The sequence below is a fragment of the Proteus cibi genome (assembly GCF_003144405.1).
GTDB lineage: Bacteria > Pseudomonadota > Gammaproteobacteria > Enterobacterales > Enterobacteriaceae > Proteus > Proteus cibi.
Genome location: NZ_PENW01000026.1, coordinates 178,221 through 195,019, shown reverse-complemented (window position 1 = coordinate 195,019; position 16,799 = coordinate 178,221). Strand labels below are relative to the sequence as shown.

16 protein-coding genes are annotated in these 16,799 nt (G+C 37.6%); 9 read left to right on the top strand and 7 right to left on the bottom strand.

What is annotated here, in order from left to right:
• Nucleotides 1–111 precede the first annotated feature (111 nt).
• The 7 genes from lepA (at nt 112) to acpS (ending at nt 6,606) form a co-directional block, all read left to right on the top strand.
• The gene (lepA, locus tag DK865_RS14630; RefSeq protein WP_023581598.1) at nt 112–1,908 is read left to right on the top strand and encodes a translation elongation factor 4; all 1,797 of its coding nucleotides are present in this window, start codon (nt 112–114) and stop codon (nt 1,906–1,908) included.
• 14 nt (nt 1,909–1,922) lie between these two features.
• Entirely contained in the window at nt 1,923–2,894 is a 972-nt protein-coding gene (gene lepB, locus DK865_RS14625; RefSeq protein ID WP_023581599.1) for a signal peptidase I, read from the top strand.
• A gap of 195 nt (nt 2,895–3,089) precedes the next feature.
• Nucleotides 3,090–3,770, top strand: coding sequence for a ribonuclease III (rnc, locus tag DK865_RS14620; RefSeq protein ID WP_069367822.1), 681 nt, complete (start codon nt 3,090–3,092; stop codon nt 3,768–3,770).
• Nucleotides 3,767–4,675 (top strand): GTPase Era, encoded by a 909-nt coding sequence (gene era / locus DK865_RS14615; protein ID WP_023581601.1) that lies wholly within the window; start codon nt 3,767–3,769, stop codon nt 4,673–4,675. Before rnc ends, era begins: the two co-directional genes overlap by 4 nt.
• Nucleotides 4,676–4,684: 9 nt before the next feature.
• On the top strand, nt 4,685–5,425 hold the full coding sequence (recO, locus tag DK865_RS14610) for a DNA repair protein RecO (protein WP_036912520.1): 741 nt from the start codon (nt 4,685–4,687) through the stop codon (nt 5,423–5,425).
• A 69-nt stretch (nt 5,426–5,494) separates the two neighbouring features.
• On the top strand, nt 5,495–6,226 hold the full coding sequence (pdxJ, locus tag DK865_RS14605) for a pyridoxine 5'-phosphate synthase (protein ID WP_023581602.1): 732 nt from the start codon (nt 5,495–5,497) through the stop codon (nt 6,224–6,226).
• Nucleotides 6,226–6,606: a holo-ACP synthase gene (gene acpS / locus DK865_RS14600; protein ID WP_023581603.1), complete on the top strand. Its 381-nt coding sequence runs from the start codon at nt 6,226–6,228 to the stop codon at nt 6,604–6,606. The genes pdxJ and acpS overlap by 1 nt, the downstream gene beginning before the upstream one ends.
• 40 nt (nt 6,607–6,646) lie before the next feature.
• Here acpS and DK865_RS14595 read toward each other — a convergent pair whose 3' ends face one another.
• A complete protein-coding gene (locus tag DK865_RS14595) occupies nt 6,647–6,907 on the bottom strand; it encodes a YfhL family 4Fe-4S dicluster ferredoxin (RefSeq protein WP_023581604.1) in 261 nt (86 codons plus the stop codon).
• A 497-nt stretch (nt 6,908–7,404) separates the two neighbouring features.
• Between DK865_RS14595 and DK865_RS14585 the strand changes: the two genes are divergently transcribed.
• Together DK865_RS14585 and tadA are read left to right on the top strand one after the other, a co-directional pair.
• Entirely contained in the window at nt 7,405–8,040 is a 636-nt protein-coding gene (locus DK865_RS14585; RefSeq protein WP_109392240.1) for a LysE family translocator, read from the top strand.
• Nucleotides 8,041–8,147: 107 nt separating this feature from the next.
• On the top strand, nt 8,148–8,678 hold the full coding sequence (gene tadA, locus DK865_RS14580; protein ID WP_036912525.1) for a tRNA adenosine(34) deaminase TadA: 531 nt from the start codon (nt 8,148–8,150) through the stop codon (nt 8,676–8,678).
• A gap of 7 nt (nt 8,679–8,685) precedes the next feature.
• Here tadA and DK865_RS14575 read toward each other — a convergent pair whose 3' ends face one another.
• From DK865_RS14575 to mltF, 6 genes are all read right to left on the bottom strand, one after another.
• Nucleotides 8,686–9,234, bottom strand: coding sequence for a fimbrial protein (locus DK865_RS14575; RefSeq protein WP_109392239.1), 549 nt, complete (start codon nt 9,232–9,234; stop codon nt 8,686–8,688).
• Nucleotides 9,234–10,304 (bottom strand): fimbrial protein, encoded by a 1,071-nt coding sequence (locus DK865_RS14570; RefSeq protein WP_109392238.1) that lies wholly within the window; start codon nt 10,302–10,304, stop codon nt 9,234–9,236. The genes DK865_RS14575 and DK865_RS14570 overlap by 1 nt, the downstream gene beginning before the upstream one ends.
• Nucleotides 10,305–10,329: 25 nt before the next feature.
• Nucleotides 10,330–11,094, bottom strand: a complete 765-nt coding sequence (locus DK865_RS14565) for a fimbrial biogenesis chaperone (RefSeq protein WP_023581607.1) — start codon at nt 11,092–11,094, stop codon at nt 10,330–10,332.
• Nucleotides 11,095–11,124: 30 nt separating this feature from the next.
• Nucleotides 11,125–13,611 (bottom strand): fimbria/pilus outer membrane usher protein, encoded by a 2,487-nt coding sequence (locus DK865_RS14560; RefSeq protein WP_109392237.1) that lies wholly within the window; start codon nt 13,609–13,611, stop codon nt 11,125–11,127.
• Between the two features lie 178 nt (nt 13,612–13,789).
• A complete protein-coding gene (locus DK865_RS14555) occupies nt 13,790–14,338 on the bottom strand; it encodes a fimbrial protein (RefSeq protein WP_006533475.1) in 549 nt (182 codons plus the stop codon).
• 807 nt (nt 14,339–15,145) lie between these two features.
• Nucleotides 15,146–16,618: a membrane-bound lytic murein transglycosylase MltF gene (mltF, locus tag DK865_RS14550; RefSeq protein WP_036912531.1), complete on the bottom strand. Its 1,473-nt coding sequence runs from the start codon at nt 16,616–16,618 to the stop codon at nt 15,146–15,148.
• Between the last annotated feature and the right edge of the window lie 181 nt (nt 16,619–16,799).

Sequence of the window (16,799 nt, the reverse complement as noted above, 5' to 3'; positions counted from 1 at the left end):
AGAATGCGTCATCAATAATAACTCCTGCAATATAGAGTTTTCGCTTTGTGTCCATGAATGACTCCAAAGCCAGATTTATAGAGCAAAGCAATAGAGAAAAATAATTTCAGAATGAAAAACATACGTAACTTTTCCATTATCGCACATATTGACCACGGTAAATCGACGTTATCAGATCGAATTATTCAAATTTGTGGTGGCTTATCAGATCGTGAAATGGCTGCGCAGGTTCTTGATTCTATGGATCTTGAGCGTGAACGTGGTATTACAATCAAAGCGCAAAGCGTAACCTTGAATTACACCGCTGATGACGGTGAAGTTTATCAGCTTAACTTTATCGATACCCCAGGACACGTTGACTTCTCTTATGAAGTATCTCGTTCACTTGCTGCGTGTGAAGGCGCCTTATTGGTCGTAGATGCTGGGCAAGGGGTTGAAGCGCAAACATTAGCAAACTGCTATACAGCGATGGATATGGATCTCACCGTCGTTCCCGTTTTAAATAAAATAGATTTACCAGCAGCAGAGCCCGAGCGTGTTGCTGAAGAAATTGAAGACATTGTGGGGATTGATGCCACAGATGCAGTGCGTTGCTCTGCAAAAACAGGTATTGGTGTTAAAGAAGTTATCGAACGTCTTGTTAAAGAAATTCCAGCACCTGAAGGTGATGCAGACGCGCCATTACAAGCACTGATTATTGACTCTTGGTTTGATAATTACCTTGGTGTTGTTTCACTGATCCGTGTTAAAAACGGTAAAGTCAGCAAAAACGATAAAATCAAGGTAATGAGTACGGGACAGGTTTATAACATTGACCGTATTGGTATTTTTACGCCAAAACAAATTGATACTACATCATTAAATTGTGGTGAAGTCGGCTGGGTTGTTTGTGGTATTAAAGATATTTTAGGTGCTCCTGTCGGGGATACTTTAACTGCGGCACAAAAACCAGCAGATAAACCATTGCCAGGCTTTAAGAAAGTTAAGCCACAGGTTTATGCGGGTTTATTCCCAATTAGTTCTGATGACTATGAATCATTCCGCGATGCATTAGGTAAATTAAGCTTAAACGATGCTTCATTATTCTATGAACCAGAAAGCTCATCTGCATTAGGTTTCGGTTTCCGTTGTGGTTTCTTGGGTCTTCTTCATATGGAGATTATTCAAGAACGTTTAGAACGTGAATATGACCTCGATCTGATTACAACGGCACCAACCGTTGTTTATGAAGTCGAAATGACGAATGGTGATATTGTATTAGTGGATAGCCCGTCTAAATTACCACCACTCAATAATATTGAGGAAATCAGAGAGCCTATCGCTGAATGCCATATGTTATTACCGCAAGAATATTTAGGTAACGTAATTACTTTATGTATCGAAAAACGCGGTGTTCAAACCAATATGGTCTATCATGGTAATCAGGTTTCATTGACTTATGAAATTCCGATGGCTGAAGTGGTATTAGATTTCTTTGATCGCTTAAAATCAACATCACGCGGTTATGCTTCTTTAGACTATAACTTTATTCGCTTCCAAGGCTCTAACATGGTACGTGTAGATGTCTTGATTAACGGTGATCGCGTTGATGCTTTAGCATTGATTACACATAATGATAATGCACCTTATCGTGGCCGTGAGCTGGTGGAAAAAATGAAAGAATTTATTCCACGCCAACAGTTTGATATCGCTATCCAAGCGGCAATTGGTAACCATATTATTGCTCGTTCAACTGTTAAGCAGTTACGTAAAAACGTATTAGCCAAATGTTATGGTGGTGACGTTAGCCGTAAGAAGAAACTGTTACAGAAACAGAAAGATGGTAAAAAACGTATGAAGCAAATTGGTAACGTAGAGCTACCACAAGAAGCGTTTTTAGCCATTCTTCATGTTGGTAAAGATAAATAATTTAAGGAGAAAACATGGCTAACACGTTTGCCTTGATCCTAACGCTGGCAACGCTAATAACGGGAGTTTTTTGGGGAATTGAGCGCTTTAAGCTCAAGCCAGCCCGAAAAGCAAAACTAAAGCGTCTTCAAGAGATGACGCAAGGGACCGAGGATCAGCAAGAGTTAGCAAAATCAATTAATAAACCAAGCTGGGCAGAGACATTAGGCTCTTTATTCCCAGTTTTGATTATTGTTTTGGTTCTGCGTTCATTTGTGTATGAGCCGTTTCAAATACCTTCTCGCTCCATGATGCCAACCTTGTTGGTTGGCGATTTTATCTTGGTTGAAAAGTTTGCTTATGGATTAAAAGATCCAATTACACAAACCACGTTAATTAATACAGGGAAGCCGAAACGAGGTGATATCGCCGTATTTAAATATCCTCGTGATCCATCTACTGATTTTATTAAACGTGTTATTGGGTTACCAGGCGATAAAATTGTTTATGATATGATGTCGAAAAAACTACATATCTATCCAAATTGTGATAAGACTATTTGTAATGAAGAAATATCAGTAACTTATGGTACTGCTTATCCAAGTGAATGGACGCTATTATTACAAAATGTACCAGGTGGTCAGCGTATTAATGGTATGAAATCTATTCCAATTGAGGAGCCTATTTCAACAGCAACTCAATTACGTGAAGAAGAAAGGGTAGAAACTATTGATAAAGTCTCTCACCGTATTATGACAATACCGGGTGATATGACGATGCCTGAGTTTATCCAACCCGGATTACCTGTCGGTACGTGGATTGTTCCTGAAGGTCATTACTTTATGATGGGTGATAATCGAGACGGTAGTTCGGATAGTCGCTTCTGGGGCTTTGTTCCAGAGAAAAACTTAGTAGGTAAAGCAACAACAATCTGGATGAGCTTTGAAAAAGTAGAAAATGAATGGCCAACTGGCGTTCGTTTTAGCCGTATCGGTGGCATTAAGTAATTATTAACAAAATAGCGACAGCATTCCTTCTTATCTAAGTGTAGAATATGTCGCTTCTTTAAATATGATTGGCTCCTGCTATTAACAGGAGCCAGTGCAAACGCAACAGTTCTGTTATCCAACCCGATAATTTCTCGTTGTCTTAAACAGATTTGTTGCGTGTGCTTCAAATTAAGTTATGGAAATTGATCGCACATGAATACTTTATTAGTAAACCAGTTACAAAAGAAACTGGGCTATACTTTTACGCAAAATGAATTATTACTACAGGCTTTAACGCATCGAAGTGCCAGCAGTAAACATAATGAACGTTTAGAATTTTTAGGTGATTCAATTCTAAGCTATGTGATTGCTAATGCACTTTATCATCGCTTTCCTCGTGTTGATGAAGGTGATATGAGCCGAATGAGAGCAACGCTTGTTCGTGGAAATACTCTCGCTGAATTAGCGCGTGAATTTGAACTAGGCGAGTGCTTACGTTTAGGCCCAGGGGAATTAAAAAGTGGCGGTTTTCGTCGCGAATCAATTTTAGCAGATACGGTAGAAGCTTTAATTGGTGCAATTTTCCTTGATAGTGATATTCAAAATATCGAAAAAATTATTTTAAACTGGTATGAGAATCGTTTGGCTGAAATCAGTCCGGGCGATAAGCAAAAAGATCCTAAAACTCGTTTGCAAGAGTATCTGCAAGGCCGTCATTTACCTTTACCTTCTTATATTGTGGTACAGGTTCGAGGCGAAGCCCATGATCAAGAGTTTACGATCCATTGTCAGATAAGCGGTATCGAACAACCTGTCAAAGGGATGGGAACAAGCCGTCGTAAAGCTGAACAGGCCGCTGCTGAACAGGCATTAATACAACTGGAGCTTGAATGAGCGAAGAACAAACCTATTGCGGATTTATTGCGATAGTCGGTCGCCCAAATGTGGGAAAATCAACACTACTGAACCAATTACTGGGGCAGAAAGTGTCTATTACATCTCGTAAACCGCAAACGACGCGTCACCGTATCATGGGTATTGATACAGATGGTGCTTACCAAGCGATTTATGTGGATACACCCGGCTTGCATATTGAAGAAAAGCGAGCTATCAACAGACTGATGAACCGTGCAGCAAGCAGTTCAATTGGTGATGTTGAATTAGTTATTTTCGTTGTTGAAGGTACCAACTGGACGCCTGATGACGAAATGGTGTTAAATAAATTAAAATCATTGCGTTGCCCTGTTTTATTAGCCATTAATAAAGTAGATAACGTGACTGATAAAACCAAGTTACTTCCACATATTGGCTTTTTAAGCCAACAAATGGATTTTCTTGATGTTGTGCCGATCAGTGCTGAAAAAGACATGAATATCGATACGATAGCGAAAATCGTGCGTAAATGTTTACCTGAAGCGACTCATCACTTTCCTGAAGATTATATCACTGATCGCTCTCAGCGTTTTATGGCATCAGAAATTATTCGTGAAAAATTGATGCGATTTTTAGGTGAAGAATTACCTTATTCTGTCACTGTTGAAATTGAACAATTCGTTACCAATGAGCGTGGTGGCTATGATATCCACGGATTAATTCTGGTTGAGCGTGAAGGCCAGAAAAAAATGGTTATTGGTAATAAAGGTGCGAAAATCAAGAAAATTGGTACTGAAGCCCGTATGGATATGGAAGACTTATTTGAAAACAAAGTTCACTTAGAACTTTGGGTGAAAGTCAAAGCTGGCTGGGCTGATGATGAACGTGCTTTACGTAGCCTTGGCTATGTGGACGATTTAAAGTAGGTAACTGAAGTGGATGGCTGGCAACGTGCATTTGTTATCCATGCTCGACCTTACAGTGAAACGAGTTTATTACTCGATTTTTTCACTGAAAATGAAGGGCGAGTACGCATATTGTCAAAAGGTGCGCGAGGCCGTCGCTCACCCTTAAAAGGGGCACTTCAACCTTTTACTCCTTTGCTCATTCGTTGGAGTGGGCGAGGAGAAGTGAAAACACTTCGTGATGCTGAACCTATCTCTTTAGCGTTACCACTGACAGGCTCTGTACTATACAGTGGCTTGTATCTTAATGAGTTATTGTCTCGCGTTTTAGAAAATGGCACGTCTTATAGTGTGCTTTTTTTTGAATACCTCTCTTGTTTGCAAATCCTTGCCGCTAGCGATACCACACCCGAAGCCGCCCTAAGACGCTTTGAACTTGCACTATTAACACAACTTGGCTATGGCTTAGATTTTCTGCATTGTGCCGGAAGTGGGGAGCCTGTTTCCGATTCGATGACTTATCGTTATCGAGAAGAAAAAGGTTTTATTGCGAGTTTAGTGGTGGATCATAATAGTTTTACTGGATTTGAATTAAAATCCTTAGCCAGTCGCGAATTTCCTACTATTGAAACATTAAAAGCGGCGAAAAGGTTTACTCGAATGGCATTAAAGCCTTATTTAGGCGGAAAACCATTAAAAAGTAGAGAACTTTTTAGACAATTTGCTATTAAAAAATCCCCAAAGAAAAGAGCATTGATGATAGAACAGTAATATTGTCTTTTTCTTCTCTATGGAATGTGTAAACTAAGGTAATGCAACGTTATTTTTCAGGAGAAGAGCATGTCTGATATTCTACTTGGTGTTAATATTGACCATATCGCCACCCTTCGTAATGCCCGAGGCACAACGTATCCCGATCCTGTTCAAGCGGCTTTTATTGCAGAACAAGCTGGCGCTGATGGTATTACTATCCATTTACGTGAAGATAGACGTCATATCACTGATCGTGACTTAATGTTGATAAGCCAAACAGTTCAGACAAGATTAAATCTGGAAATGGCTGTCACTGAAGAGATGATCGAGATAGCTTGTCAAACTCAGCCTGATTTTTGCTGTTTAGTACCTGAAAAACGCCAAGAAGTGACAACAGAAGGTGGTTTAGACGTTGTTGGCAATGAAGCAAAAGTTGCTGATGCCATTAAACGCTTATCTTTAGCGGGTATCAAAGTTTCGCTTTTTATTGACCCAGACCATGAACAAATTAACGCAGCCGACCGTGTTGGCGCACCTTTTATTGAGATCCACACTGGCGCTTATGCTGACGCAGAAGATGAAATCGCTCAAGAAAAAGAGTTTGTCCGTATTCGTGATGCAGTGGCTTACGCCGCATCTAAAGGCTTAAAAGTGAATGCGGGACATGGTTTGCATTACCACAACGTGCAACGTATTGCCGCATTACCTGAACTTTATGAACTGAATATTGGTCATGCAATTATCGGTAGAGCTGTATTTAGTGGATTAGCTCCCGCGGTTGAAGAAATGAAACGCTTAATGCGAGAAGCACGTCGCTAATGGCTATTGTTGGCTTAGGTATGGATATCGTCGAGATATCACGTATTGAAGATATTATAGGGCGTTCTGGTGAACGCCTTGCTCGTCGCATCCTTACGGAAACAGAATGGGAAATCTATCAATCGCATAAACAGCCAATCCGCTTTTTAGCTAAGCGGTTTGCAGTAAAAGAGGCTGCGGCAAAAGCATTAGGAACAGGGATCCGTTTAGGATTGGCTTTTAATCATTTTGAAGTACGTAATGATGAGTTAGGTAAACCTACCCTGCATTTTTTAGCGGTTGCAAAAGAGATGGCAGAGAAAGCGGGGATAAACTCTATTCACGTAACACTTGCTGATGAACAGCGTTATGCTTGTGCGACAGTTATTTTAGAAAAATAGCGTTTTTAGATTTATCACCCACAAAATCATCAATTAAGATTTAGATCTTATCTGCGTGGTGGATCAACACAAATTTTTCCCATAATTCATCTTGAGATTCAAGATGAGTCGGATCAGTGATGATCGTGTTAGTAATCGGACAAACCGATTGGCAAGTTGGTTTATCGTAATGCCCTACACATTCAGTGCAAAGATCAGGATTAATTTCATAAATTTCATCCCCCATTGAAATCGCATCATTTGGACACTCAGGTTCACACATATCGCAGTTGATGCATTTCTTTGTAATTAGTAAAGCCATATCAGTCACTTAATATATAAATTATTAAATTTCAGTAACTTATATCTTGCACTTATATGTTACCATCTATCAGTTTGTGTCGCTATATCCGATAAAGTCGTGTTTTATCATTCAAATAGGAATATTACCCCAATCTTTTTGTTTAATAGGCAATAAGCAAAGGGGGAGTTAGGTTACCATTTATAGGCAATTTCCTAAAGTAGCATCGTTCAAATGGTTTATTAGAATGTATAAATAAAATATTAAATATTGGCTAATGAAGAGAAATAAAAGCCAGTTGCATGAATAACATTTCGTAATGTTTTTAATGTTAGGTTTTTTGGTGGTGATAATGTTCGATAACGCATTTTTCAAGATCCTTCCGCTTTTTTGGTAATAAAAAAACAAAAATGAATAACAAGAAAATAGTAACAAAAAATAGTGTTTTTTGTGGTATTCAGCACACTTAACACTCTGTTATTGATGTTAAATAACAAAATAATATAAAGGGGTATACTATGCCAACATTGTTTAATATGTGGACGTTTGCGCTTTTATCCTTAGGATTAGTGCTAACACCCGGCCCTAATATGATTTACCTGATTTCACGATCAATTTCTCAAGGGAAAAAAGCTGGGTTTATTTCATTAATTGGTGTAGCTGTTGGCTATATTTTTTATATGTTATTAGCGGCATTTGGTATTACAGCTATTTTTATGGCAGTGCCTTATGCTTACGATACATTAAAAATTTGTGGTGCTATTTACCTTTTTTATATCGCTTGGCAATCTATTAAGCCCGGTGGGCGTTCTATTTTCCATCCCAAAAAATTACTTTCTGGTAATATGACAAAGCTCTTTGTTATGGGGTTTATCACTAATCTGCTCAATCCTAAAATCGCATTAATGTACTTATCACTGTTGCCTCAATTTATTAGCATTCAAAATGGCAGTGTTTTAAATCAATCATTAGTATTAGGTAGCATTCAAATTATTATTAGTATTGCAGTCAATGCATTGATTGTTATTGCCGCTGGCTCGATTGCTGGATTCTTTATGCAAAGGCCTCGTTGGGCACTCGTTCAACGTTGGTTTATGGCAACAATCTTAGGCGCTTTAGCGATCAAATTAGCCACAGAAGCGCGCGTAAACTAAAGTTTTATCTTGCTATCTTTGTCATAAACAATCCAAGACAATCTCTTTAGTTATCAATAGAAAACAGGGTACAATATCCCGCTATATGATAATGAAGAGATATCCTTGTGAATAAAGTTAAAGATGATATTTATTGGATGCATAAAGCGATTGAGCAAGCGCAAAAAGCACAAGAAATCGGTGAAATACCGGTGGGCGCAGTATTAGTCGTTGATAATAAAATCATTGCTAAAGGATGGAATCATTCAATTATTGATAACGATCCCACTGCACATGCAGAGATTATGGCGTTACGCAAAGGAGGGAAGCATTTACAAAATTATCGTCTACTCGATGCGACACTTTATATTACCTTAGAACCTTGTGTAATGTGTGCCGGAGCGATTGTACATAGTCGGGTAAAACGCGTGGTTTACGGTGCCTCAGATTTAAAAACCGGTGCGGCAGGTTCATTTATTGATATTTTACAGCATCCCGGAATGAACCATAAAGTTGAAATAACATCAGGTGTATTAGGTGAAGAGTGTTCGCAACTTTTAAGCCAATTCTTTAAAATGAGAAGGGCTGAAAAGAAACAACTTAAAAAGCAAAAAAACAGTCCAGTTCTCATCAATACGGGATCAGTAATAAAAGAATAATACCTGTTTACTGATAATTAAGCGTATACGTTGCTTGAGCTTGGAAAGGGCCTGTTAGCAATGTTTGATTTTTCAGCGCAGAGGGTGATGCCTCAACATATGTCATAAAATTAAACTGAATACGCTTATTATTAAGAAGTCGAGTTGAGCTCGGCTTTTTTAATTGGATAATATTGCGTTGAAGATCTGTAAATACAATCCCGATACTTTTAGGATCTTCAGATCCTGTGCCGACAACAGCTAGGTGGTCGGGCATAGTAGGATGTTCTTTCCCATCTAACGTAATCGTGACACTTTTATAAATATCCTGACTGCAGTTTTCTAAACTGATACTAAAAGCAACCGGCTCACTTTTTTGAAAAGTATAGAGATCTTTTGCTGATATCTGCTTGAAATCAATTACTTTATTTTCATCACCAGCAACAATAGTACAACCATGTGCTACCACAACACCTTTAAATTCCATATCGCCACCAATCAGTTCTGTTGCAGCAAAGGTGGAGGGTGAAAGTAATAATAAAAGAGAAAGAGTCGATTTTATTATGGTGTTTCCCATTACATAAACTCCGCAACTAATGTGGCATGTGCTGAAAATTCACCTTCTGTAATTTTGCTACCTGTTTTTGCAATGGGAGCCGCGGTGACTTCCCAGCTTCCTTTAAAATTATTCAGTTTCCCGACAGAAAAATATTGATTAGGTGGCACAATCGCTCCTGATTTGTCTCTTAAAACAATGCCTAGATTTGTTCTATCTACAGGTCCGGTTGTGCCAAGATAATTAGGGTTAAAACTAGCGATACCTGAGCTCCCAGTTTGAATTTTAAACATAATTCGACTGTTAGGATTAGTAAAACTTCCCCCTTCACACTTGATGGGAATATTGCGTGTGATCTTATAATTTTGACCATTTAAATAGTCAGAAGTATTACCGACATTGCCAAAATCAAAGGTAATGGGAGAGCCATTATTAAATGTACATTTATCTTCCGTGGTTAATATTCCTGAATTAATCACTAATTTTGAAATGGGTTCAGGGCCATATTCTTGATATAAGCCATTACCTACACGTGCATACATTTGAGCTACAGCTTGTCCTGTTAATGAAACCCCATTAATAATGGGTTTTTTTAAGCGGAAGACTAATACACCACTACTTCCTGATGACATGTTAGGTTTGGGTGATTGAGGAACACGGCAACCTTGTTGCCCATTTCGATTGTTAGGTTTTTCAATAAAAGGAACGGTAGGGAGTGAATCAGGTCCCCAAATGGAAAACTTGATCTTAACATCGACGTATTCATTAAGTTCATAGTAATTATTACCTAAATAGCGTAAGTCGGAATTAGCCATATAATAGGTACGAGAATTCGGAACTAAGGGATCTTTAGGACAATAAACTGTCGCTAAATATCTGTCAGGTAAGGAAAAGTTAACAGTGGCCGTTTCGCCTGGTCGGTTATTAGGAAAGGTTGCGTTATTTAACTCAACTCTAAAAATATTAGGACCTCCAACCGTGCGAACCTCACCATGAATATAAGCAGATGCAACAATTGGAGTACATAACATTGCGCCAGTAAAAAGTAATTTTAGCGTATTGAAATAAAAATTTGCTGTTGTTAATTTCATTTTATTCCTACCGGCGTCAAGTTGATTAATATTTGGGTTGTTGTTCTTTTGGGGCTGCTTTGCAGCTATTTTGTTGGCAAACAAATTTTAATTCTGGATGTCCGCCGTAATCATTTACATACATCATGTAAAATTGATTGACGCTACTGGTTTTAACGGGAATTTCCAGTGAGGATTTAGGGGCAATCATTAAACCAGGGAATGTGGTTAACTTATCGCTATCTTCACCATTTAATTTATTAGAAAGCCCAATAATAGTGATGTAATAAGGTGTCGGATTTTCGGCAATAAATTGATTACCTTGTTTTTTAAACACTAATTGATCTTGCCAAATCATGCCTGGTTTTTCAGGAATAACAGCTGTTGGGCGGTAGAATAATTTAATGCGAGACTGCATTGCCATTTGTAACACGTTAGCTTGTTTGGGGGCTGGTGGAATTTCACGCACATTTAAATAAAAAAGTGATTCTCTATCTTGTGGCAAAAGACCAATTTCTGCTGTTTTGGTAATTCTGACAACGCCTTTTTGGTCACCATCAAGACGCTGCAAAGGTGGCAACGCTACTAAAGGAGAAGCGATTTTTTGTCCGTGTTCATTTTCAACCCATGATTGAGCTAAAAAAGGAATATCAGGGCTAGTGTTTTTTAGGTTTACGCTAGCCGAGTTTTCGTTGCCCATAAGTACAATACGAGTTCTATCTAATGACACGCCTGCTTGAGTTGTGCTCACTATGCTGAGTGCAATTAATGAGCCACAAAAAAGCGTTTTGAGTGTGTTGAATGAGTTCATACAATTATCTCTATTAATTCATTTTGTGCATTAAAGTTCCTGACATAACAACAATTCACGTTTTAGTGGATCGTTAATTGCAGCAGGAATTGTAATCGTACACTGAGTTTTACCACCCCAGATTACGTTTAATGATTCATTAAGGTTAACGCCGGCAATATAAACTAGGCCATCTTCCATCACCATTCCCATATTCTCACCGTTTTTATTGGTGAGCTCAGCACCAAATGGCGGGTATTTTTGATCGGCAGTTTGTAAGATAGCCATTAGGCGCTCACCTTGGCGAACTGGGAATTTATAGTAGCCAATCGCGCCTTCAGTTAACGTTGCAGAAGTAATGGCTTTGTGTGTTTCAATATCTGAACCCATTTTATCAACATCAATACGCGCATCAACATTGTTATAACTCGTTAAGTCAGTTAATACGCCAATACCAAATAGGTTTGTTGTTGTGCTTTGGTTGTTAAATGGCACACCTGATACTCCATCTGTATCAACCATCATACGAGCAGTACTTGATGTCATGCTACTGCTATGTAATGCGGCACCGTGACGTGTTGCAGTAAATCCACCTTTGACTGTTGCACCTAGTGCAATATAGTTATCTTGTTGATAGCTTGCATTGGCGTTAATTTCTGCATATTGCGAACGGTGTTGATAATAACCATCAGTATTGGCTTTATTGTCTGAGCTTAAACCGGCACGGACGCGCCACAGATTATTATAATTGCTATTATCAGAATAAGTGGCCATTTGGTTCACTTTTCCGTTACTGTCTTGCAAGCTATAACCAATACTTTTGCCACTTCCTAATGGAACTGAAATATTGAAAGAAATACTGTCATCCGTGTTTCCTTTATGCTGAGTACGAAATGCAGATAAGTTAGTATTAATTTGCTCTATACCCATAATAGAAAAATTACGGCTTACCGTAACACCATATTGTTCTTGTGTATTTTTATCCCAATAATTTTGATGTCGGTAAGAGAGATAAAGTGTTGTTGATTTTTCAATGTCATCAGCCCAAAAAGTTTTGTTACCTGTAATGGTATACATCTCTTTTTCATAGCCATTGTTATTAATGTCATTGTAACGTTCATCGATATATTGAGAGAAAGATCGGAATGTTTTCTCTGAAAAGCGATAACCCGCAAAAGTAATCGTACTATGGTACTCATCGAATGTTTTAGCGTAGTTTAGTTTGAATGACATCCCGTTGATATTTTCATTATCATAGGTTTTGCTATAAGACTGAGTAATATCACCTGAAAGTGTACCTAAACGTCCCATATCGTGACCTAAACCTAATGACCACGCATTGTAATCTTTCGCCGTCAATAAAACCCCACCGTACAGCGACCATGTGTTATTCATCCCCCATGAAAAATCGCCTTGATAAAAAACAGGACCTTGCATTTTATGGTTGTTGAGCGATGACTGACCCATTGATGTGTTATAACGCACTGAGCCCGGACGAGTCATATAAGGTAGATTGGCTGTTTGTACTTGGAATTCGGTTACTTTACCATTTTGCTCTTCGACTCTGACATTTAATTGACCTTGTACGGTATCTTGTAAATGTTTAATCGCGAAAGGACCCGCAGGTACTGTGGTTTCATAAATTAAGCGGCCGTTTTGCGTGACAGTTACTTTGGCATTAGTGTTTGCGATACCATGAATTTCAGGTGCATAACCTTGCAAAGAAGGGGGTAACATTCTTTCATCACTTTGTATATTGGCACCTGTAAAACGAAAACTATCAAAAACTTGAGAGTTTAAATACGTTTCACCGAGCGTCAATTTTGCCGCTTGGTTAGGTAATGGTTTATAGGCGTAAATCTGATTCCAATCAAAGCTATTATTTGATGAATATTCAGATGAATAGTTTCCTTGATATTCAGCACGTAGTCGCCATTCGCCAAGGTTAATCCCAGCCTGCCCATATCCTGTCAATGAGTTGTTATTATTGCCTTTATTCGGGCGAGTTGATGTACCTGTTAAGGTATAGTCAACTAAAAGTCCAGATATACCTGGGTCCCACAATTCAGGTGGTGTCCAATCGGTATCTTCATATTTCATTAATGAACGAGGCATAACAATATCGAGAATACCGCCATCATTTTTGATAGAGATACCCGGTAATTGACTAATATCGAAACAATCGGGTGAGATCTCTTCGATAAACTTTTGATTTTCTTCGTTAATTGTTAACTTTGTTAGAAGGGTAGGATCAATACAAGCGATGGAGTAATTAGGTTTTACTTCAATATAATTAATGTTCTGACGAGGGAAGTCACGACCATTTATACGGATATCTAAGTAGTACATACCCGGAATAATGTAATTAGAAGTTGCAAAACGAGATAAATCAACATTATCTCGGTCTTCGGCATCTAGCATATGAATGTTAAATTCCACAGAATCATCTTGCTCAGCTTGAGCGGAAAACGCTAAGCACAATAGCAAAATGGCACAAATATTTTTCCATATTGTGCTGTGAAAAAAAGAAATTAACATGAATAAACGCCTAATTATTAATTAAATAAAAACTAATTAAATAATGAATATTTATTTAATTACTTTTTATTTTATTTTTATTAAATTGAAGTGTTTTATCAAATTTAACGCAGAGGAAATCCCCTGCGTTAATGCAGTAATTAATTTATTATTTAATTAATTTAAATAAATAAAACGATTACTGATAATCAACTTGGAAGTTGATAACGGCTTGGAATTCACCCGGAGTTACAGTAGCGTCTGCTGATTCAGCTTGAACGTAAGCAACAAATGGGATCTTAGAAACACCATTAACTAATTGTACTGGTGTAGTTGCTGTGTTCCATTTTACTGACTTGCTGCCAGCATCCATTAAGCCGATACCCGCGCCAGAAGCTGAGCCAGATACGAAAGATGCTAAGTCTTTATTTGTTGCATTAACAACGCTTGGTGTATAGCTAACAGTAGCGGTTTTTGCTACGGTAGTATCACAGTCTTGTAATTCGATATCTTTTTTAACGTTACCTGCTTTCTGCATATTTGCTAATGCAGAAGTTGGGATTTCACTGAAATCAACAATAACAGGACTTGAAGAAGCTGCTAATCCACAAGCTGAATTAACAATTTCACCTTTTAATTGAATTTCGCCTTTAGTTGCGCCAATTTTGGGTGCCGGAGTTTCAGCAGTTGCAACAGAATTAATACCAAATACTAAAGCAGCAGCTAAAGCAATTTTACTCAGTTTCATTATAGATAATCCCTTGAAGATCGTGCGTATTATTTATAGAAAAATAATATTAATGTCGGAATATAAAAATTGATTTGCATTATATTTCGAGTTGTTTCGAATAATGACTGGTTTATATGATATCAATAAAGACGCTCTATTTGATATAACGTTTTGTTGATTTACTCAATTTTCATATTTAATCTTGCCTATTCCATATTAATAGAGTTTTATATAGATTTATTCTTTTTATTACTCAATTTATGGGTGAAAAAGTTTATCAGGCAGATAAATTTAATAGACAATATAATTAACATTGTTTTAACTTTACGAAAAGTAATGTTATTAACATTAGGTTAGAAAAATTAATAAAACTAATTATAGATTATCGTAATATATATAATTCAATAAGTTAGATGTTAGTAAAGGTATGTTTAGGTTAATTTTTATCGCAAAAAAAGTTTCTCCAAAAATAATAATCATAAAATGAATAATAACTAATGAGATAATTCCTACGTATTTAAGTTAATTTTTTCTAATATTTCACCTATTCTGATAGTCTTAAAATGACTAATTAGGTCATTTAAAATACAATTTACTCATTGAGTGAGTGTTTTCGCTAATGAGTGTTACATTTTTTAACACATGAATTTTCCCTATTTTGGGTAAAAATAGCATGAAGAAATGTAACAATTTTTAATATTAAGAAAACATTAATTTACGGATGGCTTTTATGGTTGAAGTGATTTTTTGAATGGTAGATATGGCACAAATAAGCCTCTATAAAAGAGGCTATGTTATTTAATTGGCTGTTTTTAAGTACAAAAATTATTGATAAGCCATATCTTGAGTCAATGATAATGATGATTTTGCTTGTTCTGCATCGTTATCAGTCTCTTTATCTTTAGATAATATTTTATTTTTGCTCTCTTTGGCTTGAAGGTAACCGACAAGGCTAAGTTGATATCGTCGAATATTTTCAACATAACGATAAGCTTCATGGCCTCTGGCATAGCCATAAGGGAGGTCTGCATAATATTTCTTTTGGCTAAGTAGAGGTAATCTTGATTTTACATCTAGCCAACTGTCAGGATCGGCATTTTGTTGCTCAGTCAGCCTTCTGGCGTCAAGCATATGACCAAATCCCATATTATATGCGGCTAATGCAAACCAAATTCTTTCATCTTCAGGGATAGAATCCGGTAAGCGTGAAAGAAGATGCTTAAGATATTGCGCTCCTCCTCGAACACTCTCTTCAGGATCAAGTCTATCAGTAACGCCCATACTTGATGCAGTAGGGCGAGTTAACATCATCAATCCTCTAACTCCCGTTGGTGATGTAGCATGAGGATCCCAATGTGATTCTTGCCATGCCATAGCGGCTAATAACCGCCAATCGAAAGTATCTGCATACTTTTCAAAAAGAGGTTGATAGTTTGGCAAAATGGAATCTATTGCCGTAATAAAAGAGATCGTATCGAAGTAATCAAATGAACCCACATGACCAAAATACTTTTCTTCAAGCCTTGCTAATACATCTTCTTGAGATAATTGATTAAAGTAATCGAGCATCGCTGCATATAAGCTATTATCTTCACCATCTGGCAGATACCACGTTAGTGGACGGCTTTCAGTGACTTCAAACCCTACGGCAACATTAGGATGAATGCGTTGTTGCACAGCAACACTGATTGAGTCTGCTAACACATAGGTTATTTTACCTTCTGATAAGGCTTCTAGCAGTTGTGAGGTTGTTTGATTATCTGATTCTTCCCACTCAAGCTCGGGATATTGCGTCTCTTTTAATGTTCGCAATAAACTTGCATGAGCAGAGCCCGCAGTGACAACAAGACGCCCATCTAATGTATCAAAGCTACGTGGTCTTAATGTCCCTTTACGGTAAATGAGCTGTTGAGAAACTGAAAAGTAAGCAGGGCCACTGCGCGTCGTATCTAGTCTCTCTTTATTATAAAGTAATCCGGCGGCGATAAAGTCAGCTTTATTATTCTCCAGATCGTCAAACATTTGGTTGATATTTGTCCGCATATTAACGACAAGTTTCACGCCTAGGTAATCTGCAAAGCGTTTCACTAATTCATAATCGAAACCTACGGGGTCCTTTTTATCGTTCATCGTTATCAATGGTGAAGGTATCGTACTGATTCTTAACTCACCACGAGATAAAATCTTATTTATCTGCGCTTTTTGCCTATCAGGCCATGTAATATTCAACGCGATAATAGCCGCTGAAAAGAGCGCTATGATAACGATAACGAAATAGTTTATCCTTATATTATTCAATAGGTTGGTTCTCGTTAACGTTGTTTATTGTTGTGTGTAAAATCGTTATTTTAACATGGATAAATTTCCAGTAATCGAGCATTTTGCTTAACATATTGGCAAGACGCAACTTGATTACACCAATTAATCATTAAAACACTCTAAGTTAAATGCCGTTATTTTGTTCACGCAAACGGTTTCG